This is a genomic window from Sulfitobacter sp. M13 (genome assembly GCF_053474885.1).
Map to the genome: position 1 here is coordinate 2,211,648 of NZ_CM130281.1, position 21,432 is coordinate 2,233,079.

Genomic DNA, 21,432 nt, shown 5'->3' on the forward strand with positions numbered 1-21,432 from the left:
CCAGCAGGCTCGGGCTTGGCTAGCTGCGTTCCGCCCGTTTTACATCATCCCACAGCGCGTCCATTTCGGCCAGATCGCTGTCCGACGGCGTTTTACCCTGTGCGGCCAAGCGGGCCTCTACGCCGTTGAACCGACGGATAAATTTAGCATTGGCGGCCCGCAGGGCAGCTTCGGGTTCTACCCCCAGATGACGCCCCAGATTGGCCATAACGAACATCAGGTCACCGTATTCCTCGGTTACTTCGGCGTGGGTCAGGGTATCGCGTGCCTCGACCAGTTCGGTCGCTTCTTCGGTGATCTTGGCGATGACGTCATCGACCTGCGGCCAGTCAAAGCCCACGCGGGCCGCGCGCTTTTGCAACTTATAGGCGCGCAGCAACGCCGGAAGCCCCACGGCCACGCCATCAAGCGTCCCCCCTTGGGCCTTGCCGGCACGTTCTGTCGCTTTGATCTTCTCCCAGTCGGCGGTCTGTTGGTCTGCGGATTTATCGCGGCTTTCGTCGCCAAAAACATGGGGGTGCCGCGCGACCATCTTGTCCGAGATATTGCGCACCACCGACTGAAAGCTGAAACGCCCGTCTTCTTCGCCCATGGCAGTGTGATAGACGGTCTGGAGCAGCAGATCGCCCAACTCTCCCTCAAGCTCGGGCCAGTCGCGCCGTTCAATAGCATCGGCAACTTCATACGCTTCTTCAATGGTATAGGGGGCGATGCTGTCAAAATCCTGTTCGATATCCCACGGGCATCCGGTTTGGGGATCACGTAGGCGGCGCATGATTTCCAGCAAGCGTTCGATCCCGGCGTCCTGATCATGGATCAACGCATCATTTCTTGTCTCGGCCATTGCAGCCCCCATGTGTCTGATGTCAGATGCAACCTGACCAAGATCCCCACAGGAGTCCAGTAATGCCCGTCGTCAACCGTATCGCGGATTATGCCCCCCAGATGACAGAGTGGCGCAGATATCTGCACACGATCCCCGAGCTGGGGAATGACTGCTTTAAAACAGCGTCGTTTGTGGCCGACCGCCTACGCGAATTTGGCGTGGACGAACTGCACGAGGGGTTTGCGACAACAGGCATTGTTGCGATTATCAACGGGCAAGCCGACGGGCCGACCATCGGATTGCGTGCCGATATGGACGCGCTGCCGATCCCCGAGGAAACCGGACTGGACTATGCCAGCACCCACGCAGGCAAGATGCACGCCTGCGGTCATGACGGGCATACCACGATGCTGCTTGGCGCGGCGAAATACCTGGCGGAAACGCGCAATTTCTCAGGGCGCGTCGCGCTGATTTTTCAACCCGCCGAAGAAACCGGCGGCGGGGCCGAGGTGATGGTCGAGGAAGGCATTCTAGACCGTTTTGACATCGGCCAAGTCTATGCGCTGCACAATGCGCCTGGCTTTGAAAAGGGCGGCTTTTATACGTCCCCCGGCGCGATGATGGCCGCCGTCGATGAATTTCACATTCACATCAGCGGCTTGGGCGGTCATGGTGCCACGCCACATCTGACCCGCGATCCGGTTGTTGCAGCCTGCGGTATTGCCACTGCACTGCAAACGATCGTGAGCCGCAACCACTATGCGCAGGCTGATCTTGTGATCTCTGTCACGCAAATTCACACGGGCACGACGGATAACGTGATCCCCGAAACCGCCTATATCAACGGGACGGTACGCAGCTTTGACAAAGACGTGCAGGCCATGGTGATCCGCCGAATGGAGCAGATCGTCGCCGGTCAGGCCGCCAGCTATGATGTCAGCGCGACGCTTGAATATGAAAAGGGCTATCCCGCGACGGTGAACACCCCCGAAGAGGCAGGATTTGCCGCAGCGGTCGCGTCGGAGATTGCGGGCGAGGATCACGTCATCGCAGACAATGGCCGCGAGATGGGGGCAGAAGATTTCAGCTACATGCTGGAAAAACGCCCCGGTGCTTATCTGTTTATCGGACAGGGCGATACTGCGGGGCTGCACCATGCGGCCTATAATTTCGATGATGAAATCGCGCCGGTCGGCGCATCCTTCTTTGCCCGTATCGTCGAGCGGGCCCAACCATTGGGAGCCAAGTGATATGGGCTTAGAAGACGCGAAGAACCAAGTAGATCAGGCGTTTACGCGTGACGAACTGAAAGGCCCCAGCTTCGAGAACGCCTTTGGCGGCGCGACGTCCTTTTTACGGCGGCGCTATACCAAAGACCTGCGCGGCGTTGATATCGCCGTGACCGGCGTGCCGTTCGATCAGGCCGTGACCAACCGACCCGGCACGCGTTTGGGCCCGCGCGCGATCCGCGAGGCGTCGTCCTTGCAGCCCTATGATCCGCCTTACGGTTGGGATTTCGACGTGCTGAGCGAGTTTGCAATCGCAGATTACGGTGATCTGGCGTTCGACTACGGCCACACCAGCCAGTTCCCCGGGGCATTAACCAGCCATATCAAAGGGATACTGGATGCGGGTGCGGCAAGTGTCGTGTTGGGCGGCGATCATTATATCAGCTTCCCGATCCTCAAGGCCTATGCCGAAAAATACGGCCCTATCAGTCTGTTACAATTCGATGCGCATTCAGATACATGGCCCGATGATGATATGGACCGGATCGACCACGGTACGATGTTCTACAAGGCCGTAAAATCGGGCATCGTTGATCCCGAAACCTCGGTTCAGGTGGGTATCAGAACGACCAATCCGGATACGCTGGGGGTCACCACGATCGATGCGCGCGAGGTGCATGAAAAAGGGCCACAGGCCGCAGTTGCTAAGATAAAACAAGTGCTTGGCGACCGTCCTTGTTATCTTACATTCGATATTGATGCGCTTGATCCGGCTTTTGCACCGGGCACAGGCACGCCGGTCTGGGGCGGGCTCACGTCCGCGCAGGCGGCGATCATAATGCGGGATCTGGCCGGCATCAACATTGTGGGCGGTGACATTGTCGAGGTGTCTCCGCCGTTCGACACAACCGGCGCGACGGCGATTGCTGGGGCCCATGTGGCGACTGAAATCTTATGTCTGTTGGGATGGAACATGCGGCAGGCCAAGGCAGGAAAATAACAACTGGTGGAGCGTTCTGCGCCGGCGGGACGCTCCGCGGGGAGTTTAATCGGCAAAATGAAGGTGAAGATTATGATGATGTTTTTCTGGGTCGTTTTGGCGATTTTCGTGGGGCTACAGGCCTATATACGTCTGGCTCCTGCGCCGGCCGGTCGCTGGGAACTTGGCGCGGTCGACAAGGCACCGGGTGACTATCCGTCAGAGGGTGGTTTTATCGCAGTGCGTGATCTGGACAATGACGGCTCTGCGTTCTTGCAAAATTTCGACACCGCCATGCTAGAGCTACCCCGCACAGAGCGTGTGGAGACTGGCAGCGATCAGGCGCTGTATGTCACGCGGTCGGGGTTTTGGGGCTTTCCCGATTACACCAGTGCGGCTGTCACGCAGGTCGAGGGCACAGGCCATTCCCGAGCCGTCGTTTCTGGGAGGTTGCGGTTTGGCCGCTCAGATCTGGGTGTGAACCGTAAGCGGTTGCAAAAGGTTCTGGCCCAGGCCGGGGTCTGATCGCAGGGCAAGACCGGGGCAGGATTTGCCAATGTCGCGCCACATCGGCACATTCAGCGACATCTGGCACTGCGCGGCAAATCGGCGGCCGTTCACATCAAGGCAGATGGTTTGCCCCAGTTCGACCCGTTGCCCTTCGCGGTCCGTGCAATAGCATTCAACCGGTTTGCGGGCAGGGGATGAGGGTTCCGCCGCAAGGGGCGGGGCAAGGCAGATCAAGCTGAATACCAGTGAAATGCGTTTCATAGAGGCATCATAGCACAGGCTGCCTCTTGACCATAGCCACTCTATCGGCGACATCCAGCAGTATGATCCCCATGGACCGCCTTGCCCAAATCACCCAACGCTTCCAGTTTCTGGAGGCATCGATGTCTGCTGGCTCTGACGGGGCGGATTTTGCCAAGCTCGCCAAGGAATACGCCGATCTGCGGCCAGTGGTGGAACAGATCGACGCCTATCGCCAGCTGCTGCAAGACATGGACGAAGCCCGCGCCATGCTCAAAGATCCCGAGATGGCCGAGCTTGCCGAAGAAGAGTTGCCCCGCCTGAAAGCCGAACTGCCACGCGCGGAGGCCAATTTGCAACTGGCACTGCTGCCGCGCGACGAAGCCGACAAAAAGCCCGCGATGCTTGAAATTCGCCCCGGAACAGGGGGCGACGAGGCGGCGTTGTTTGCGGCGGATTTGTTGCGCATGTACCAACGGTATGCGGAGGCGCAGGGCTGGAAAGTCGAATTGATCGAACAGCAGTTTACCGAACTTGGCGGCGTGAAAGAAGTCGTGGCCCATATCAAGGGCGAAAACGTCTTTGCGCGGCTCAAGTACGAATCCGGCGTGCATCGGGTGCAGCGGGTGCCATCGACTGAGAGTGGCGGGCGCATTCATACCTCTGCCGCGACTGTCGCTGTGCTGCCAGAGGCTGAAGACGTCGATATCCACATTGGTGCCAATGACTTGCGGATCGATACAATGCGCAGCTCAGGCGCGGGCGGGCAGCACGTCAACACGACCGATTCAGCCGTTCGGATTACCCACTTGCCGACAGGGCTGGTTGTCACGTCCTCCGAGAAATCACAGCACCGCAACCGCGAGATCGCGATGCAGGTGCTCAAGGCGCGTTTATATGACATGGAGCGTCAGCGAGTCGATGGTGAGCGTTCTGCCAACCGTGCCGCGCAAGTGGGCTCGGGGGATCGCTCGGAACGGATCCGAACCTATAACTTCCCCCAAGGACGCATGACTGATCACCGGATCAACCTGACGCTCTACCGCCTAGAGGCCGTGATGCAAGGTGATCTGGACGAGATCATTTCGGCGCTGACGGCTGACGCGCAAGCGCAGCTGCTGGCCGAGATGGGGCAGTGAGCGCCCCCACTGCAGCGCAAGCGATGGTGGCCGCCACAGCGCGTTTGCGGGCTGCGGGTGTGCCCGATCCGGCGCGGGATGCGCGCATCTTGTTGGCACACGCGGCTTCTGTCGATGCGGCGCGCGTCACCCTGATCGCGCCCGAAGAGATCGCCCCCGATATTGCAGAACGGTTCGAAAAACTGGTCGCCTTGCGGGCGGTGCGGGTGCCGGTGTCCCATCTGGTCGGGCAGCGGGCGTTCTACGGGCGCGACTTCAAGGTCAGCCCTGATGTGCTTGACCCGCGCCCCGAAACCGAATCTCTAATAGAACTGGCGCTGTCCGAGCCCTTTGAGCGGGTGCTTGATCTGGGTGCGGGGTCGGGCTGCATCCTTGTGACGTTGCTGGCTGAACAACCCGACGCGCACGGCGTGGGGCTTGACCTGTCCGAAGCTGCCTGCCTGCAAGCCAGTGCCAATGCGGTGCTGCATGGGGTTCAGGCGCGGACCGAAATCCGGCAGTCCGATTGGTTTAGCGCGGCCGAAGGGCGGTTTGACCTGATCGTGTCCAATCCTCCCTATCTGGCACAAAGCGAGATGAACGATGTCTCTCCTGAAGTGCGCCTGCACGAGCCTGAGATGGCGCTGACCGACGGGCAGGACGGGCTGAGCGTGTACCGGATTATTGCCGCACAGGCGCAGGGCTTTTTGACACCGACGGGCCGTGTTCTGGCAGAGTTCGGCTGGCAGCAGGGCGCTGACGTCAAGGCAATCTTTGAAGCCGCCGGATGGGGCCGGGTGCGTATCTTGCCTGATATGGGCGGACGTGACCGGGTCGTTTGGGCCGATACACCAGCATAAACCTGCTAAAACTTGGCGTTTGACTATGTTTTTTGGTAATTTCTGCTTGCTCCAAAACCATAGCCGTGCTTATTCAAGGGTGTTGCAGCGGTGGATGCTTTTTTGGCGGTCCCGCGCGGCGTTAAGCCCAACAGAGCGTAAAGCTAGCCTTTCAGGGACGCGTCTGCGTCCGGCAGCTTATTCCGAAGCCCAGCATAACAAGGCTGAACTGATTACATGAAATCTTCCAGATCACGGTCCCGGTCCAAGAATACTCGCAACCGTCAGCCGCAGGGTGGCAACGTCGTTAACCGCGTTTTCGACAGTTCTGGCCCCGAAGGCAAGGTACGCGGCACGCCGCAGCAGATTATCGAGAAATACAGCCAGTTGGCGCGTGACGCCCATCTAGGCAATGACCGCGTGGCGGCAGAGAACTTTCAACAGCACGCCGAACACTACCTGCGGATGTTGTCCGAGGCACAGCGCGAGATCGACCAGCGTCGTGACCAGCAAGAACGTGAAAACCGTGAACGTCAGGCTGAGCGTGACCGCGAGCGGGTAGAACGTCAGGAACGCGAAGCGGCGCAAGGCGGGCAGAATAACGCTGACCAACCTGCTGCAGATGCCGACACAGGTGATAAGCCAGACAGCCAACAGCAGGGCAACAACGGTAACGCAGATGCGCCCAAGCGCCGCCGCCCCCGTAGTAACCCGAACCAGAACGACAACGCGCCCAAGTCGGACAGCGACGGCCAGCAAGATGGCGACGCACCCGAAGACAACCTTGTCGAGACACCCGAGAACAAGCCCAAGCCACGCCGTGCGCCGCGCCGCAAGCCTGCCCCGAAGGCAGACGCTGACGAGTCCGCCAAGGACAACAACGGCGACCTGCCCGAAGCGGCAGAATAAACACTTTGACCATGTAGCAAAGGCCCCGCGATTGCGGGGCCTTTAGCGTTTTGAAGCTAATGATAGGGGTGCATCAGGTCTTGGCGATCTCGCGGGCCAGTGCGCAGAACCCTTCCAGCGGCACCTGTTCCGCCCGTTCGGTCGGCTTTAGACCCGCGGCCAGCAAACGGTCCTCGATATCCGGTGCGGCACCTTTCAGTGCGGAACGCAGCATCTTGCGCCGCTGGTTAAACGCCGCAGCTACAATACGGTTCAACACGGCCGGATCGGCGGGAAACCGCGGTTCGGGCAGGGCCGTGAGATGCACCACCGCAGAGGATACTTTGGGCGGGGGAGTAAAGGCCTCGGGCGGCAGGTTCAGCACGATCCGTGCATCGGCCCGCCACTGTGCCAGCAGAGCCAGACGGCCATAGGCTTTGGAACCGGGTTTGGCCACGATCCGTTCAGCCACTTCGCGCTGAAACATCAGGGTAAGGCTTTGCCAGAACGGCGGCCATTCTTGCGGCGTCAACCAACGGACCAACAGCTCGGTGCCCACGTTATACGGCAGGTTCGCGGCAATGCGGATCGGTGGCGTCAGATGCGCCAACGGGTCAATCTCGAGCGCGTCGCCTTCGATGACCATCAGCCGATCGGGATAGGCGTCCGAAATTTCGGCAAGCGCAGGCAAGCAGCGTTTGTCCTTTTCGATCGCAAGAACGCGGCGCGCCCCTTCGGACAGCAATCCACGCGTCAACCCACCGGGACCTGGCCCGATTTCAAGCACATCACATTCAGTCATATCGCCCGCTTGCCGCGCGATCTTGGCCGTTAGGTTGAGGTCGAGCAAAAAGTTCTGCCCCAAGGATTTGCGTGCCTTGAGGTCATGGGTGTTAATCACATCGCGCAGGGGCGGAAGGTTGTCGATTGTGCTCATCTGGGGACCTGTGAAACGGCGAAAGACGGGGGGCGGACGCTCATGATTGCGCCATACGGTACGCCATACGCAGCGCTTCGACCATGCTGGTAGGATTGGCAATACCCTGACCCGCGATGTCAAACGCAGTGCCATGATCAGGCGAGGTTCGGATGAACGGCAGGCCGAGCGTAACGTTGACGCCGCGGTCGAAATCCAGCGTCTTGATCGGGATCAGCGCTTGATCGTGGTACATGGCAATCGCCGCGTCATATCGTGCCCGCGCGGCAGCATGGAACATCGTATCGGCAGGGTGCGGTCCGCTGAGGTCAAAGCCTTCGCCCTGCATCTGCGTAACGAGCGTGTTCATCCAGTCGGCTTCCTGACGGCCCATCGTGCCGCCTTCGCCAGCGTGGGGGTTCAGGCCCGCGATTGCAATTCTGGGTGTTTTGATCCCGAATTGGGACATCAGCCCCGCCGATGTAATCTCTATCACGCGGCGCAAATGGGCAGGGGTCAGGACATTTGGGACCTGATCCAATGCAATGTGGATTGTCGCCGGCACGACCCGCAGCTGATCCGAGGCCAGCATCATCACCACCTCAACACCACCGGCCAGCGCAGCAAGGTATTCCGTATGACCGGGATAGGCGAAAGCCGCGCCGTCTTTCAGCGCTTTCTTGTGGATCGGGGCCGTGGTCAAGGCACAGGCAACCCCGCTGCGCACCAGGTCAACGCCGCGCGCGATTACGTCGATCACGCCCTGCGCATTGGCCGGATCCGGGTGTCCTGCGACCGCGTCACCGGCAAAGTCGTGGCGCAACACGGGTAGGGCGGTGCTGCCTGCCTCTCGCGCGTCGGACGGGCTATCAATGATGCAATGGGGGATATCACGGGGCAGGTGGCGCGGATCGCCGATCCAGGCAAGTGGCACTTCGCCTGCCAGCATCGCCCAAGCCCGTGCGGCGACCTCTGGCCCGATGCCAGAGGGTTCGCCGCAAGAGATCACAACCGGCTTGTCGGCCAAGCCCGTTTTGGCTTGGGTCATTTGCGAACGATGCGCGCGTCGGCCCGCAGTTGTTCTAGCAGCTGTTCGGCATAGCCGGTCAGCCGTTCCTGACGCAGCGCGTTTGTCACCTCCTCGCGCGAGGCAGATGCGTTGGCAGCAGCGGTACGGCCACACATCATCAGCAGCATCAGCGTTTGACCATTGGCGCGGGTCAGCGTCGTTGAGACTTCGCCGGGGTCCAGCTTTGACAGCTCAATCGCCACGTCTTGCGGGATTTCTGCGGGGGCTTGGGTGACACGTTCCAGCACTTCGGCGGGCTGGCCTTTGGCAATACCGTACAGATCATCACATCTATCGATCCGGCCACGAATGCTTGCGGCCTGTGCCAGTGCTGCCTCGGTCCGTCCGCCGGGGATGTAGTAGGTCGCATATTCGATCGCCGAATAGGTCGGTGCAGTGACGTTCGTTTCCTCGATGTCGCGCAGCTGAAACAGCGCCACGGCGTTCGGGATTGGTAGAGGATCGGTGACTTCGCCCGGCGCAAGGCTGAGGATCAGCGGTTGCAGGCTCGGGGGCAGGTCAGTCAGGTTCTGCCACGGTAGATGCCCGCCACGACCCCGCGAAGCGGTCGCGGAATAGCGGCTGGCGTAGTTCGAAAATTCAGCCGCCGATTTGGACTGGGAAATCTGTTCGGCCAGTGCATTTACCCGTGCCGCCTGTTGCGTTGGGGCGGGTATGATGATCTCGGATACAAGAACGCGCACGCCACTGCCATTGCTTTCACCCAATGCGCGGTCGATTTCCGCATCAGTGATTTGCACCCGGCTGGCATAGCGGGCACGCACCAGTTCACGCCACCCGATGGAATTCACGACGAAATCGCGGAACGTTTCGGGCGAGATACCGGATTGACCTAGCGCTTGGGTAAATTCTTCGGTGCTCAGATCCGCGCGCGACGCAAATTCGGACAGGCTGTCAGCGATGCCTTGTGGGGTCAGTTCGATCCCCGCCTCGGCCACCGCTTCGTTGCGCAGGCGTTCGTCAATGAGTGAAGTCAGCGCCCCATCGCGGGTCGCACCAGGGGCGTTCAACACTTCAAGAAAGCGCCGGCGTTGCTGCACCTCAAATTCAGTCACAACGGATTCATTCACCTTGGCCACGGGCGCAAAGAGATTCTGCGCCGAAACGGGGGCGCTGGTCACCAGACCAAGCCCAAGGACGGCGATGCTTCGTGTCAGACGGTTCAGGTTCATCTTACTTATTTCCCACATGATCGCTCATATCTTTCTGTTCCGTTGGAGGCCGAGAAGCCCCGCAGGCCGACGTTAAACCCGATATCGGTAGAGGGCTCAACACTTGTTGAAGAGGTATAGCGGCGGCGCACCGAAAGGTCGACGCTCACGCATTCATTATTGTAGGTCAGGCCAAGCCCCGCCGTCGCTGCGGTACTGTTTTGCACGTCATAGCGCACATCCGCGCTGGCTGACCATTGCTGGTTGATGTCATAGCTGCCGTCCAGCGACACTTCTGAAATTGCCTCGGTCCGGTCTTCACCTGGATCAGCTTCGAGCCAGACATAGGTCCCTTCGACGGTGGTTTTGCCAAAGTTCCAGCCCCCGCGCAGCTCTGCCTTTGAGATGTCGAAGTCGGCATCCACCAGCGTGCGCGCGGTCAGCGAAAGCCCAGCGTTGTTCCTGATCTGGCCGGCCAGAAAGACATCTGAGCGCGCGCCAGACAGACCGGATGTATCGGTAAACTCGGGATCGATCACGCTGCGAAACACCTGACCAACAGCCACATAGGTATCCCAGCCATTGGGATCAAAGCGCGACCAGTTGACGGCCACCGCTGCGGTGGTGCCACGTTCACGCCGGTCGGGGCGCGGAAAGCGCGACAATGACAGGATATTGCCCTGATCGAACTCGACGCGCGTGCTTTCTTCGTTCGGAATGTCGAGCCTGCCCCCATCGGTCCAGCCCAGTTGCACCACAGGCGTCAGCACCTGCGAGGCGCCGCCCGCCTCGCGGCGGGCCATCGGATAGCTGAACCCAACAGCCCCAAAAGGAGCCACATCGCTGTGGTTCTGCGCAAAGCTGCTATCTTGGGTGATGGCAAAAAAATTGAACGTCGTCCCGACCTGCGTATCCGTCACAAGGCCCGAGCGGTGGGTAAAGCGGCGCAGATATTTGAGCGACCCGTTGATCCGAGATACATCACGGCCGATGATGTCCTCGTTTGAACTGCGCCAGTGGCTGTGTGCCTCGAGGCCGAACCGCAGTTCTCCTCCCCATGCTTTGGGGAAAAAGCGCCGTTCGAATTCGCCGTCGATCACGACGGTCGGCAGGGTGCTATTTAGTTCGCCAGCGCGCAGGGTTTCAAAGTTATAAAGGCTGGTGCGCACAAAACTGTCGCGCCGCGCACGAGACAGGGTCAGATCACTGCGCAGACGATCATCATCCGCATAACCGTATTCGGTGAAATACGAACTGTCGCTCACGGCCTCTATTGTGAAGCTCAGTTGATAGTCGCGCTCCAGATCAAACCGTCCTTCGCCAAACAGGTAGCCACGGGTGTCGCCGGGTTCCTGGTCATCCCGCGTGTAGGCACCGTCAAACTGGATCTCGCCATTGATGAACGCTTGGCGATAGCGAAATTCGAGGGTGCGGGTCGACGACGATAGATAAGGGGTCAACGTCAGGTCGCGGCTTTCCCCAAGCGTAATGAAATACGGCAGCTTCAGCCCCGTACCCAAAAGCGACGTCGTGCGGACCGACGGCGCGAGAAAGCCGTTCGCGCGTTCTAGTGTCGGATCGGGCAGGCGCAGGCGCGGCAGATAAAAGACTGGAACGGACCGGATGTGAAAAGTCGCATCGTCGAAATACAATTGTTGCGCCACGGTGTCATGCACCACGCGGCGGGCGCGTATCTGCCACAGGGGCAACTCGCCATCGTTGCAGGTTTTGCACGAGGTCACGGCGGTTTTATACAGTTGGCTATAGCGCCCTTCAACACGGTCGATCTGCACAGCGGCCATTTGCACCTGCTGGTTCAACACCATGCGCGCGCCGCGCAACAACCCGTTTTGCAGCCCCTGATCCAGCTCGGCGGCATCCGCAAGAATGACCGTACCGTCCCCATCGTTCAGCACGATCGGCCCTTCGATCACCAACGCACCGGTTTGGTCGTTATAGCGAATGGCGGACGCTCGAATACGGGTGGTGCCCTGAAACGCCTCTACGTTGCCTCGGGCGACCAGTTCCCTGTCACGGGTGATAAAAAGGTCATCGGCTACCAACACAGCGGGACGAGCGCTGTCTTGCGCAGCAGCAGGCAATCCAAGGGCCACAAGAAGGGTCAGGAGCAAACGGCGCATGTCAGCCATCCTCTGCGTGTAAAAGAAGACCAAGCGCCAAGAGAATTGACGCGACGGGCGGGGCCCATGCGGCAAGAAGAACCGGGATCTGCCCGTTCTCTCCCAGAATTTGCGCAAAGCTGCGAATAAAATACAACCCGAACCCCAACAAGACAGACGCCAACACGGCAACGCCCGTGCCTCCGAACCTCGTATGGCGCATGGTGAAAGCGCTCGCAACTAGAACCATCGCCACCAGAAAGAACGGCCGCGCCAGTTCGGTCTGTAGCCAGACCTTGTGGCGGCGCGGGCTGAATCCAGCGAGTTCAAGCTGTTCAATATAATCGGGCAAATCATAGATCGACACCGCGCCGGGGTCGGTAATGCTGTCACGGATGCGATCCAGTGTCAGGGTCGAGGGCAGGGTAAGCGTCTCAAACGTCTCTGCCGCGCCTTCGGCGTTCACACCCACTTCCAACGACCATGACTTTGCATCCGCCAATATCCAGATTCCGTCTTCAAGCGCGGCGCTGCCCGCTTCGATCCGGCGCTTCGGGCCACCATCCGGCGCGTAGGTCAGGAAAGTCACGTCATAAAGCACCGAGGCATCTTTGTTTGATCGCCAAGCACGGATCACGGTTTGCCCATCGTCGCTGCCTTGCCGCAGCCACAGCCCTTCGGCGCTGACCGACAAAACAGAGGTCCCGCCCGCGCGGATACTGTCCGTCATCTGGCCGTATTTTTTCGCGGTTGCCGCAACGATCGGGTTCAACATGCCCACGGCCATAACGCCGATAATGAAGGCCACCCAAATCGGTGCCTGCAACGCGCTAAGAGCCGACCGACCGGCGGCACGGGTCACAACCAGTTCAGACGACCGCGCCAACGACAAAAACAGCACCACCGTGGCGAGGATCATGATCAAAGGCAGGATCAGATTCATCGTCTCGGGTGTGTTCAGCAAGGTCATCCCGAAAAGCCGAGGCCAGCCGATGTCATAGCTGCTGAATTTCCGCGCCTGTTCAACCATGTCGACGAGGACCAGCAAGGAAAACAGCACGGCAGAGATCAGCACGAAGCCCATGATGAAACGGCGGGCGAAATAGAGATGCAGGATCATGCGACGTCCCTTTGTTTACCCAACCGTTTGGTCCAGCCGGGGTGCGCCGTTTGCCAGATCATCCCGATGACGATCACGGCACCGATCAGGCTGGGCAGGAACAACAATGGCCAGCGATCTGCGTTCTCTCGCACAGTTTCGACCAAACTGCCACGCAGCCCGTCAATCGCGATCAACAGGCCAAAGGCGATCACGATTTCGCGCCAGACCCCGAACCGGGAAAAGCCCCCGAGCACAAGCGTCGCATAGCCAATCATTGCAGCAATCATGCAAAAAGCGGCAGAGGCAAAGCGCGCGGTCAACTCTTCTGCGATCTCGCCCGATGTGGATTTCGTGGCGGTCTCAAGCTGGTCCCAGTCCGCGAACAGCTGTGCTGTGGTCATCGCGTCGATGGACGTGCTTTTCGCGCTTTTACTGCTGACCAAGGCCGAAATATCAAACGAGAAATCGCGGAACTTGGCGGTCGACAGACGCGTGCCCGCCACTTCAAGCCGCTGCGCCATGCCGTCAACCATGATCAAGGTCGTGCCGTCGCCGTTGCGGATCAGATAGGCTTCGGATGCGGTATAGATCACGCCCTCGTCGGGGTTGCGGCGGTCAGATAGAAACACATCACGCAAAACCCCATCGGCATCGATCACGCGGGTGTAGAACGTCACCTTTGACGTGGGGTGCAGGAATGTCCCTTCGGTGAGCAGCCGCGCCGTCACATTCTGCGAAATCTCGGCCTCGCGTTCTGATAGCTGGGCATTCGACAGGGGCAAAAGCAAATGGGTCAACACCGACATCATCAGCGCAACGCACAGCCCATAGACGAACACCGGCCGTGCCAGACGCCAAGGGCTGGTGCCCGTTGCCTGCAATACGGTCAGCTCGGATTCGCTGGTCATACGGTTGATCACATAAACCGACCCCGCGAAGGTCGCGATTGGCAGCACCGTGGTGATCAGCTTGGGCAGCCCCAACACGGTGAATTCAAGAAACACCAGCGCGGTCTGGCCGTCGCCGATCAGCCGGTCAAACAGCACCACAGCGCGGTTGATCCAGAAAATCGCCACCAGAACCAGCGCAAAAAAGCTGAACAGGATCAGGAACTGGGACAACATATAGCGGTCGAACTTGGCCAATCTGCATCCCTTAGGTATCAACGCGGGTTAACTTTCGCCGGACGTTAAAGGAAATTTCCGCCCGCGAAAACTGCTATCTGGCCTTACCGGCGCACGCAGGATACGTCTAAGGAAAATTCAGACAAAAGGGGTTCATGATGACCGCACTGACGCCAATGACATTCACCCAAACCGATATTGACCAGATTGCAGGCCATACAGGCCGCGTTGCTGTCACCGTGGGCGCGGATGGCACGCTGAACCCCTCGGCGCGACGCATCAACAAGCTTACCAAAGGCGCACTGGAGCGGCTCGTTGCCAGTGATAGCTTCACGAAATTGTCAGCGGGCGATGCCGTCAGCCTAGGGTTTCCGACCGGCATGGCGGCAGAGGCCGTGGATGTGGTGAAGTTGGAGAACAATGCCGACCAAGAAGCGCTGCGGGCTGCGGGTGCGTCGCTCGCCAAACGCCGTGGCACCGCTGATCTGCTGGTCCTGACCGGTGGCCTGCGCAAAACGGCAGAGTTGTGTTTTGGTCTGGCGATGCGTGATTACACGTTTGAAGATCGTAAAAGCAACGGCAAGCCGCGCACGGGGCAGGTCACGATCATGAACTCCAAGCCCGAAGAGGTCGAGGCTGCCGCAGCGCCGCTGATGGCAATCGCAGACGGCACCTTTATGACCCGCGACCTGACCAACGAACCCGCAAATATCCTGACCACCACCGAATTTGCCAACCGTCTCGCCGAGATGGAATCCCTTGGCCTCGAGGTCGAAGTGCTGGACGACGCCAAGCTCGAAGAGCTGGGCATGCGCACCTTGCTCAGCGTCGGGCAAGGGTCGGCAAGCCCGTCCTATGTTGTGGTGATGAAATGGAACGGCGGCGAGAAAGACGCGGCCCCGCTGGCGCTGGTCGGCAAGGGCGTCGTGTTTGACACCGGCGGGATCAGCCTGAAACCCGGCGCAGGCATGGAAGACATGACCATGGACATGGGCGGCGCGGGCGTCGTGTCCGGCGTGATGCGCAGCCTCGCGTTGCGCAAGGCTAAGGCAAATGTCGTCGGTCTTGTCGGGATTGTAGAGAACATGCCATCGAGCACGGCAACCCGCCCCGGTGACGTCATCAAAACAATGAAGGGTGACACGGTCGAGGTCATCAACACCGACGCCGAGGGGCGTTTGGTGCTGTGTGACGTGCTGTGGTACGCGCAGGAACGGTTTAATCCGGCGGGTGTGATTGATCTGGCGACACTCACCGGCGCGATCATTATCGGCTTGGGCCATGACAATGCGGGCGTCTTCTCGAACGACGACACGCTGTGCAACGCATTTCTTAAGGCAGCAAAAACCGAAGGCGAAGGCGCATGGCGCATGCCCATGGGCGCGGGCTACGACAAGCTGCTGAAAAGCCGCATCGCTGATATGAAAAACATTGGCGGTCGTCCTGCAGGGTCGATCACAGCGGCGCAATTCCTGCAACGGTTTATCAAAGACGGTATGCCCTGGATCCACCTTGATATCGCTGGCGTTGCCTCGGTTAAATCTGAAACAGCGCTCGCACCTGTGGGGGCGACCGGCTGGGGCGTTGCCTCGTTGAACCGTTTGATTTCAAACCTCTACGAGACAGAGTAAACCTGATGGGTGCCGCGTACTTCTACCATCTGACCCAGCGACCACTGGTCGAGACGCTGACCATGCTCTTGGGCAAGGCCCAAGGCGCTGGTTGGCGCGTGGCGGTACGTGGCACCGATCAAAACCTGCTCGAACAGCTGGATGTCGCCCTGTGGCGGGGGCCGGATGACGGGTTTTCACCGCATGGGTTGGCGGGCGGTCCCCATGATGCGGATCAGCCGGTGCTTTTGACCACCCAAAACGCTGCACCCAACCGTGCAACCTGCGTGTTTTCGATCCACGGAGCGCCCGTATCCGCCGAAGAAGTTGCCGCGCTGGACCGCGTTTGCATCCTGTTCGACGGGTTGGACGAGCACGCGTTGAACGTGGCCCGCGACCAATGGAAGTCTCTGAAGGCCGCGGGAGCATTGGCGCAATACTGGTCCGAAGAATCGGGCCGGTGGGAAAAAAAGGCAGAGACCTAAGGGCTTTACGCGCACAATTACCGCGTGAGGATTAGCTCTCCGTTGGTAATCTCGATCCGGCCCCAGCGTTGCAGATAGCCCATCCCGAGCAGCGATTGCCGCATCTCGCCTGCGTTGACGACAGCAGGCACATTGGTATCGCGCACGCCGCCCAGCTCAACCTCGGCCAGCCTGACATAGGCGGTGCGCACTTCGCCATTGGCGGTGCTGGCGCGCCCCAGATACTTCAGATCGTCTGGCTTTAGCCCCGCGGCCTCGGCATCTTTGCGGGTGAGCACCATATCGGTTGCGCCCGTATCCACAACAAAGCGCAGCGGCGTGCCATTGATCGTGGCGGTAAGATAATAATGACCGTCGCGCGCGCGCGGCAGGGTGACGCTGCCGGTTCCCGCCTGAAAGCTTTGGCGCGGGATATCACCGCTGCGGCTGATATCGCCCCAAAGCCCGTATCCCGCGGCAACGCCGATGAAAATCATGGCCCAAACTGCGACCTGCTGGAGCGTTTTATTCACCCCCTGACGGCTTTGCATAAAGAACCAGCCCGCAACCATCGCCACGAGCAAAATCAGGTAGATCAAACGCCCTGTTTCAATATCCGGCATCATATATCCTTTGGCAGTCTTCCAAGAATATGGGGGCAGGGCATGGGAATGTCAGCCCGGCCCCGGCCCGAAACCAAAGGCGCTCAGGCCATCTAGCACGAATTGCACCGAAAGGGCGGCCAATAGCATCCCCAAAAGTCGCGTGATCACGTTGATCCCGACCTTGCCCAAGGCGTTTTCAAGATAGCCGCTGGCCTGCATGGTGATGCCCATGATGAGCAGCACGGCAAAGGTAATGGCGACCACGGTCGCCAACCCTTCGAGGCCCGGCTTCTCGCCCGTCAGCAGGATCACCGACGCGATAGAGCCGGGACCGGCGATCAACGGAATGGCCAACGGGAACACCGACGGATCGTCGTGGTCATCATCCGCTTCGGCATGGCCTTCGCGGCGTTTGGTCCGGCGATCGAACAACATATCAAGGGCTGTCAGGAAAAGCAGCACGCCACCCGCCACCCGAAAGGCGGGCATGGAGATCCCGATGAACCCCAGCACGGCCTCGCCAAAGGCGGCAAAGACCAGCAAGATCAGTCCGGCAATGATAACCGAGCGCCATGCAACCATTCGCCGCTGGTGCGGGGTCATGCCGGGGGTCAGGGCCAGAAACATCGGGCCAATCGCAAAGGGGTCAATGATCACGATCATGGTCGCGAACGCCGTGATCGTGAATGCCAGATCAAGTGCCATCATAAACTGCCACCGGGGCCAGCCCCCGTCCTTATACCTTTAGTGCCGGCCCCGTGTCTTCAGGCAGACGCGGTTTCCAGCTTTTCCAATGCGCCCATCCAGATCGCCTCTGCACGTTCAAGGGCGGCCATGACTTCGGCGTATTTCTTGTTCCAAACCTCAAGTTCGCCGACTTTTTCCTTTTCGTAAAGGGCAGGGTCCGCAAGCTTTTTAGCCAGTTTGTCACGCATATCGTTGATCTTGGTCACCCGCGCCTCGGCGGTACGTACTTCCGAGCGCAGGGCAAGGATGTCTTCGCGGTTGGCGCGTTTCGGTTTAGGGGCTTCCTTGGCCTGTTTGGCGTTCTTACTGACAGGCTTTTCAACGGTCAGCAGCATCTTGCGATACGCCTCGAGGTCATCCTCATAGGGCTGAACAGTGCCGTTCGACACAAGCCACAGACGGTCTGCCACCATCGACAAGAGGTGCATGTCGTGGCTGACAAGGATCACAGCGCCAGAATAGCGCGTCAGTGCCTCGACCAGCGCTTCGCGCGATTCGATATCAAGGTGGTTGGTCGGCTCATCGAGGATCAGCAGATGCGGTGCATCCAGCGTGGCCAGCAGCAGGGACAGACGTGCCTTTTGCCCACCCGACAGGCGACCGACTTCGGTATCGGCCTGATCCGGCCCCAGACCAAACCCGGCCAACTGCGCCCGCAGCTTTGATTGCATCACACCGGGGCGTGCGCTGATCATGTGCTGAAGCGGCGTTTCGTAAACGACCAGTTCATCCACTTGGTGCTGCGCAAAGAAACCGATCCGCAGCTTGCTCGAGTTGATCGCCTTGCCATCAAACAGCACCAGACGGTTGGACAGCAGCTTGGACAGCGTCGATTTACCCTGACCGTTTTTACCCAACAACGCGATACGATCGTCTTGGTCGATCCGCAGATTCAGGCGCGACAGCACAGGCTGGCCTTCGGTGTATCCGGTCGACCCGTTTTCAATGCTGATGATCGGTGGCGACAGCTCGTCAGGTTGCGGGAAGGTAAAGACCTTGCGCGCGGCTTCTTCCGGTGGCGTGATCGTCACCATCTTTTCGATGGCCTTCATCCGCGATTGGGCCTGTTTGGCCTTGGACGCCTTGGCCTTAAAGCGGTCAACGAATGCCTGCATGTGTTGTTTATGCGCCTGCTGCTTTTTCGCCTGCGCGGTCAGCTGTGCGCGCTTTTCGGCCCGCATTTTCGCGAATTGATCGTAATTACCCTGATAATACGTGAGCTTACGGTCTTCGAGGTGCAGGATGCCACCAACGGCGCGGTTCAGCAGACCACGGTCGTGGCTGATGATGATCACCGTATGCGGGTATTTCGACAGGTAGTTTTCCAGCCATAGCGCACCCTCGAGGTCGAGGTAGTTGGTCGGTTCGTCCAATAGCAGCAAATCGGGCTGCGCAAACAGAACCCCCGCAAGTGCCACGCGCATCCGCCAGCCGCCCGAATAGGCAGAGCAGGGTTGCTGCTGGTCATGATCGTCAAAGCCGAGGCCTTTGAGGATCGCGGCGGCACGGCCTTCGGCGGACCAGGCGTCGATATCGGCCAAACGGGTCTGCACCTCGGCGATGCGCGCGGGGTCGTCCGTCGTCTCAGCCTCGTGCATCAGCGCGGCGCGTTCCACATCGGCGGCCAGAACCGTTTCAATCAGCGACACGTCAGACGACGGCACCTCTTGAGCGATGCCACCGATCTTGGCACGCGAGGGCAGGCTGATGTCGCCTGCGTCAAGTGACAGCTCTCCGCGAATGATTTTGAAAAGCGTGGTTTTACCCGCACCGTTTTGCCCGACGAGGCCCACTTTGTGGCCTTCGGGGATGACCGCACTGGCTTCCTCAAACAAGGGACGGCCTTCGACGGAATAGTTGATTTCTGAAATGCTTAACATGGACGCGGTGTGGACCATGTCTGGCCCCGCGTCAATCGCGGCTTTTCACGGGGGATGACCCATGCTAGGGAGCGGCCAAATCAACCCCACCTAGGAGAGCTATCATGGCCCTTGAGCGCACATTCTCGATCATCAAACCAGACGCGACACGCCGCAACCTGACCGGCAAAATCAACGCAAAATTCGAAGAAGCCGGCCTGCGCATCGTCGCACAAAAGCGTATTCACATGACCAAGGCACAAGCGGGCGTCTTCTATGCTGTACACGCCGAGCGTCCTTTCTATGACGAACTGTGCGAATTCATGGCGTCCGAGCCGGTTATCGTTCAGGTTCTTGAAGGTGAAGGCGCCATCGCGAAAAACCGTGAAGTTATGGGCGCAACCAACCCAGCCGACGCCGCAGCTGGCACCATCCGCGCAGAATTCGCTGAATCCGTTGGCGAGAACTCCGTTCACGGGTCCGATGCTCCAGAAACAGCCGCAGTAGAAATCGCGTATTTCTTCTCCGGTCTGGAACTGGTTGGCTAAGCCTTAACGGGTTTAGACCGATGAAAGGGGTCGCAGGAAGCTGCGGCCCCTTTTTTATGCGGCGTGTTTGGCATTAGCCTTTAAGGGTCGGGTGATGGGACGACAGCGCGCCATCGACAGGGCTGACCGTTTTCATCGGGGCCGTTTCCTCAAGGTGACGGTGCAAAAGATCGACGTTACGTGTGTTTGCCTTCCAACCGATGTCAAAGATATCACCGATTAAGGGGATTGCACCGATCGCAAGGTCGATGCCGACGTTCGCGCCCATGCGTGCCAAGACCGATCTGCTTGCGCCCATGCGATGCGCCTCTTTGACGATATAGCCCGCTGGTGCCAGCGCCAGAACATCGCCCACGCCGGGGATCAGGCCAAGGATACTGTCCCAGCCCAACCGGATGCCCAACAATGGCACGCGCAACGCGCTGTCCATCGTGCGGGCAAGACCGCGCAGGCGATCAAGATCGTGCTGAACATCAGGGGAATGGGGCATGGGGCAGGGTGTCCTGTTGGGGGTACTCTGCAGTATAACGCCGGTGAGGGCGGGGACGTTCCGACTAAGAGATCAAGCTCACGCTTCTCGGACACCGATGAGGTTCATCATCCGCTCGAACTCTGACTGGACAGGATCGTGCGCGCGGGCCTTGATCGCGTCGAATTTGACGCGCAGCGCCTTCTTTTCTTCGCCTTTGCAATCATTCCATGGGCGGCCTTGCAGCCCCATGACCAAGACATAATACCCGATGAAGTGCGGACGTTGCCCATTTTGCAGTAAACGCGCGTAGGCCGCATCGGCACCAAGATCACGCAAGGCTTCGGCAGAATGAATGCCCGCCTTGGCGCAGCTTTGCTCGAACGCGGGGCCAAGATTACGGATTGAGGAAACAGGGTCAGTCATACCCGACCACCTATACCGTAGGCTGCGCTATGTCACTTTCAGATGCTGGCATAATCCGTAAATATCACCGGCTGGGGTTTTTCCCGCGCGGGCTTGGGTGGGGCGGATTGCTGCGGCTGGTTCAGTTGCTTGGTCATGGGTCTTCTCCGGTTTGTGTTGGTCTCTCCGTTTCAGGGGCTACCAACGTTCGGGCGGCCCTATTGTTCAGTGTGAAGGTCAAAACTGCCTATACAAAGGCCGGATATGGGCCGTTATGGGGTAAAACTGTGCCATTTAAGCCATGCGTTTTTCGCATATCGACTATGGTTTGCACCTTTGCTGCACCGCCCACATATGACGATCACGGGCAACGAAGCCCTGAAATGGAAAGCTGGAAAATGAAAACCGAAGCTACATACAAAACCGCCACACCGGTCGAAGTCGACCGCCTGCTTGCCGAAGCCAATGCATTGCGTAGTGCCTATATCTCTGCCGCAGTCGCCAAAGCTTCGCGTAAGTTTACCGGCCTGTTCCGCACCGCACCCCGCGGCACGGTTGCAGCCTAAACCGCCAGCGCTTCGCTGACGGAACAT

The 21,432-nt window shown here is 59.4% G+C and carries 23 protein-coding genes; 10 read left to right on the top strand and 13 right to left on the bottom strand.

Translation table 11 applies throughout. The annotated features are described in order from the left end of the window. Nucleotides 1-19 precede the first annotated feature (19 nt). A complete protein-coding gene (gene mazG, locus ACVBAU_RS10590; protein WP_448326226.1) occupies nt 20-844 on the bottom strand; it encodes a nucleoside triphosphate pyrophosphohydrolase in 825 nt (274 codons plus the stop codon). A 62-nt stretch (nt 845-906) separates the two neighbouring features. On the opposite strand from mazG, the gene ACVBAU_RS10595 reads away from it, so the two are divergent. From ACVBAU_RS10595 to ACVBAU_RS10605, 3 genes are all read left to right on the top strand, one after another. Beyond that, nucleotides 907-2,076: a M20 aminoacylase family protein gene (locus tag ACVBAU_RS10595; protein WP_448326228.1), complete on the top strand. Its 1,170-nt coding sequence runs from the start codon at nt 907-909 to the stop codon at nt 2,074-2,076. A 1-nt stretch (nt 2,077) separates the two neighbouring features. After that, nucleotides 2,078-3,055, top strand: a complete 978-nt coding sequence (speB, locus tag ACVBAU_RS10600) for an agmatinase (RefSeq protein WP_448326230.1) — start codon at nt 2,078-2,080, stop codon at nt 3,053-3,055. Between the two features lie 72 nt (nt 3,056-3,127). Further along, a complete protein-coding gene (locus tag ACVBAU_RS10605; RefSeq protein WP_448326232.1) occupies nt 3,128-3,559 on the top strand; it encodes a DUF1499 domain-containing protein in 432 nt (143 codons plus the stop codon). Here ACVBAU_RS10605 and ACVBAU_RS10610 read toward each other — a convergent pair. Further along, on the bottom strand, nt 3,500-3,805 hold the full coding sequence (locus ACVBAU_RS10610) for a hypothetical protein (protein ID WP_206338726.1): 306 nt from the start codon (nt 3,803-3,805) through the stop codon (nt 3,500-3,502). The two genes, ACVBAU_RS10605 and ACVBAU_RS10610, sit on opposite strands and share 60 nt — an antisense overlap. Before the next feature lie 62 nt (nt 3,806-3,867). Here ACVBAU_RS10610 and prfA point away from each other — a divergent pair, with 62 nt between their 5' ends. The 3 genes from prfA (at nt 3,868) to ACVBAU_RS10625 (ending at nt 6,650) form a co-directional block, all read left to right on the top strand. Next, the gene (gene prfA / locus ACVBAU_RS10615) at nt 3,868-4,923 is read left to right on the top strand and encodes a peptide chain release factor 1 (protein WP_138923307.1); all 1,056 of its coding nucleotides are present in this window, start codon (nt 3,868-3,870) and stop codon (nt 4,921-4,923) included. Then, nucleotides 4,920-5,762: a peptide chain release factor N(5)-glutamine methyltransferase gene (gene prmC, locus ACVBAU_RS10620; protein ID WP_448326234.1), complete on the top strand. Its 843-nt coding sequence runs from the start codon at nt 4,920-4,922 to the stop codon at nt 5,760-5,762. The genes prfA and prmC overlap by 4 nt, the downstream gene beginning before the upstream one ends. Before the next feature lie 216 nt (nt 5,763-5,978). Next, a complete protein-coding gene (locus tag ACVBAU_RS10625; RefSeq protein WP_448326236.1) occupies nt 5,979-6,650 on the top strand; it encodes a DUF4167 domain-containing protein in 672 nt (223 codons plus the stop codon). Between the two features lie 73 nt (nt 6,651-6,723). Here the strand turns inward: ACVBAU_RS10625 and rsmA are convergent, their stop codons facing one another. Genes rsmA through lptF form a run of 6 tightly spaced genes read right to left on the bottom strand, consistent with a single transcriptional unit; the run spans nt 6,724 to nt 14,153 of the window. Then, nucleotides 6,724-7,566 carry a 16S rRNA (adenine(1518)-N(6)/adenine(1519)-N(6))-dimethyltransferase RsmA gene (gene rsmA / locus ACVBAU_RS10630; protein WP_093732250.1) on the bottom strand — a complete coding sequence of 281 codons (843 nt, stop codon included), beginning with the start codon at nt 7,564-7,566 and terminating at the stop codon, nt 6,724-6,726. 40 nt (nt 7,567-7,606) lie between these two features. Continuing rightward, nucleotides 7,607-8,593, bottom strand: coding sequence for a 4-hydroxythreonine-4-phosphate dehydrogenase PdxA (gene pdxA / locus ACVBAU_RS10635; protein WP_138923304.1), 987 nt, complete (start codon nt 8,591-8,593; stop codon nt 7,607-7,609). Further along, on the bottom strand, nt 8,590-9,807 hold the full coding sequence (locus ACVBAU_RS10640; RefSeq protein WP_448326239.1) for a peptidylprolyl isomerase: 1,218 nt from the start codon (nt 9,805-9,807) through the stop codon (nt 8,590-8,592). The genes pdxA and ACVBAU_RS10640 overlap by 4 nt, the downstream gene beginning before the upstream one ends. Before the next feature lie 5 nt (nt 9,808-9,812). Continuing rightward, nucleotides 9,813-11,927 (bottom strand): LPS-assembly protein LptD, encoded by a 2,115-nt coding sequence (locus ACVBAU_RS10645; protein WP_448326241.1) that lies wholly within the window; start codon nt 11,925-11,927, stop codon nt 9,813-9,815. Between the two features lies 1 nt (nt 11,928). After that, nucleotides 11,929-13,026, bottom strand: coding sequence for an LPS export ABC transporter permease LptG (gene lptG / locus ACVBAU_RS10650; protein WP_138923302.1), 1,098 nt, complete (start codon nt 13,024-13,026; stop codon nt 11,929-11,931). Continuing rightward, complete coding sequence (gene lptF / locus ACVBAU_RS10655) at nt 13,023-14,153, bottom strand: LPS export ABC transporter permease LptF (RefSeq protein WP_448326243.1); 1,131 nt, start codon at nt 14,151-14,153, stop codon at nt 13,023-13,025. Before lptF ends, lptG begins: the two co-directional genes overlap by 4 nt. A 137-nt stretch (nt 14,154-14,290) precedes the next feature. Between lptF and ACVBAU_RS10660 the strand changes: the two genes are divergently transcribed. Beyond that, on the top strand, nt 14,291-15,763 hold the full coding sequence (locus tag ACVBAU_RS10660) for a leucyl aminopeptidase (protein ID WP_448328969.1): 1,473 nt from the start codon (nt 14,291-14,293) through the stop codon (nt 15,761-15,763). A gap of 5 nt (nt 15,764-15,768) precedes the next feature. After that, a complete protein-coding gene (locus ACVBAU_RS10665) occupies nt 15,769-16,227 on the top strand; it encodes a DNA polymerase III subunit chi (RefSeq protein WP_448326245.1) in 459 nt (152 codons plus the stop codon). A gap of 17 nt (nt 16,228-16,244) precedes the next feature. Here the strand turns inward: ACVBAU_RS10665 and ACVBAU_RS10670 are convergent, their stop codons facing one another. The 3 genes from ACVBAU_RS10670 to ACVBAU_RS10680 are packed head-to-tail and all read right to left on the bottom strand — an operon-like array spanning nt 16,245 to nt 19,438. Continuing rightward, nucleotides 16,245-16,829, bottom strand: coding sequence for a retropepsin-like aspartic protease family protein (locus tag ACVBAU_RS10670; RefSeq protein ID WP_448326247.1), 585 nt, complete (start codon nt 16,827-16,829; stop codon nt 16,245-16,247). 51 nt (nt 16,830-16,880) lie between these two features. Further along, a complete protein-coding gene (locus tag ACVBAU_RS10675) occupies nt 16,881-17,519 on the bottom strand; it encodes a MarC family protein (RefSeq protein WP_448326250.1) in 639 nt (212 codons plus the stop codon). A 56-nt stretch (nt 17,520-17,575) separates the two neighbouring features. Then, entirely contained in the window at nt 17,576-19,438 is a 1,863-nt protein-coding gene (locus tag ACVBAU_RS10680) for an ABC-F family ATP-binding cassette domain-containing protein (protein WP_448328971.1), read from the bottom strand. Between the two features lie 104 nt (nt 19,439-19,542). On the opposite strand from ACVBAU_RS10680, the gene ndk reads away from it, so the two are divergent. Next, entirely contained in the window at nt 19,543-19,965 is a 423-nt protein-coding gene (gene ndk, locus ACVBAU_RS10685; protein WP_093732261.1) for a nucleoside-diphosphate kinase, read from the top strand. Nucleotides 19,966-20,038: 73 nt separating this feature from the next. On the opposite strand, the gene ACVBAU_RS10690 is transcribed toward ndk, so the two are convergent. Both ACVBAU_RS10690 and ACVBAU_RS10695 read right to left on the bottom strand, forming a co-directional pair. After that, the gene (locus ACVBAU_RS10690; RefSeq protein ID WP_138923295.1) at nt 20,039-20,455 is read right to left on the bottom strand and encodes a DUF4112 domain-containing protein; all 417 of its coding nucleotides are present in this window, start codon (nt 20,453-20,455) and stop codon (nt 20,039-20,041) included. A gap of 78 nt (nt 20,456-20,533) precedes the next feature. Continuing rightward, the gene (locus ACVBAU_RS10695; protein WP_093732263.1) at nt 20,534-20,860 is read right to left on the bottom strand and encodes a TfoX/Sxy family protein; all 327 of its coding nucleotides are present in this window, start codon (nt 20,858-20,860) and stop codon (nt 20,534-20,536) included. Nucleotides 20,861-21,237: 377 nt separating this feature from the next. Here ACVBAU_RS10695 and ACVBAU_RS10700 point away from each other — a divergent pair, with 377 nt between their 5' ends. Further along, the gene (locus ACVBAU_RS10700; RefSeq protein ID WP_254700527.1) at nt 21,238-21,405 is read left to right on the top strand and encodes an RSP_7527 family protein; all 168 of its coding nucleotides are present in this window, start codon (nt 21,238-21,240) and stop codon (nt 21,403-21,405) included. Nucleotides 21,406-21,432: the final 27 nt, after the last annotated feature.

Coding starts and splice junctions, on each gene's coding strand:
- pdxA (WP_138923304.1), bottom strand. CDS start 8,593: ATGACCCAAGCCAAAACGGGCTTGGCCGACAAGCCGGTTGTGATCTCT.
- ACVBAU_RS10670 (WP_448326247.1), bottom strand. CDS start 16,829: ATGCCGGATATTGAAACAGGGCGTTTGATCTACCTGATTTTGCTCGTG.
- ACVBAU_RS10700 (WP_254700527.1), top strand. CDS start 21,238: ATGAAAACCGAAGCTACATACAAAACCGCCACACCGGTCGAAGTCGAC.
- ACVBAU_RS10595 (WP_448326228.1), top strand. CDS start 907: ATGCCCGTCGTCAACCGTATCGCGGATTATGCCCCCCAGATGACAGAG.
- mazG (WP_448326226.1), bottom strand. CDS start 844: ATGGCCGAGACAAGAAATGATGCGTTGATCCATGATCAGGACGCCGGG.
- lptG (WP_138923302.1), bottom strand. CDS start 13,026: ATGATCCTGCATCTCTATTTCGCCCGCCGTTTCATCATGGGCTTCGTG.
- ACVBAU_RS10695 (WP_093732263.1), bottom strand. CDS start 20,860: ATGACTGACCCTGTTTCCTCAATCCGTAATCTTGGCCCCGCGTTCGAG.
- ACVBAU_RS10675 (WP_448326250.1), bottom strand. CDS start 17,519: ATGATGGCACTTGATCTGGCATTCACGATCACGGCGTTCGCGACCATG.
- ACVBAU_RS10665 (WP_448326245.1), top strand. CDS start 15,769: ATGGGTGCCGCGTACTTCTACCATCTGACCCAGCGACCACTGGTCGAG.
- ACVBAU_RS10645 (WP_448326241.1), bottom strand. CDS start 11,927: ATGCGCCGTTTGCTCCTGACCCTTCTTGTGGCCCTTGGATTGCCTGCT.
- ACVBAU_RS10690 (WP_138923295.1), bottom strand. CDS start 20,455: ATGCCCCATTCCCCTGATGTTCAGCACGATCTTGATCGCCTGCGCGGT.
- ACVBAU_RS10660 (WP_448328969.1), top strand. CDS start 14,291: ATGACCGCACTGACGCCAATGACATTCACCCAAACCGATATTGACCAG.
- ACVBAU_RS10640 (WP_448326239.1), bottom strand. CDS start 9,807: ATGAACCTGAACCGTCTGACACGAAGCATCGCCGTCCTTGGGCTTGGT.
- ACVBAU_RS10610 (WP_206338726.1), bottom strand. CDS start 3,805: ATGAAACGCATTTCACTGGTATTCAGCTTGATCTGCCTTGCCCCGCCC.
- ACVBAU_RS10605 (WP_448326232.1), top strand. CDS start 3,128: ATGATGATGTTTTTCTGGGTCGTTTTGGCGATTTTCGTGGGGCTACAG.
- rsmA (WP_093732250.1), bottom strand. CDS start 7,566: ATGAGCACAATCGACAACCTTCCGCCCCTGCGCGATGTGATTAACACC.
- ACVBAU_RS10680 (WP_448328971.1), bottom strand. CDS start 19,438: ATGTTAAGCATTTCAGAAATCAACTATTCCGTCGAAGGCCGTCCCTTG.
- prfA (WP_138923307.1), top strand. CDS start 3,868: ATGATCCCCATGGACCGCCTTGCCCAAATCACCCAACGCTTCCAGTTT.
- speB (WP_448326230.1), top strand. CDS start 2,078: ATGGGCTTAGAAGACGCGAAGAACCAAGTAGATCAGGCGTTTACGCGT.
- ndk (WP_093732261.1), top strand. CDS start 19,543: ATGGCCCTTGAGCGCACATTCTCGATCATCAAACCAGACGCGACACGC.
- ACVBAU_RS10625 (WP_448326236.1), top strand. CDS start 5,979: ATGAAATCTTCCAGATCACGGTCCCGGTCCAAGAATACTCGCAACCGT.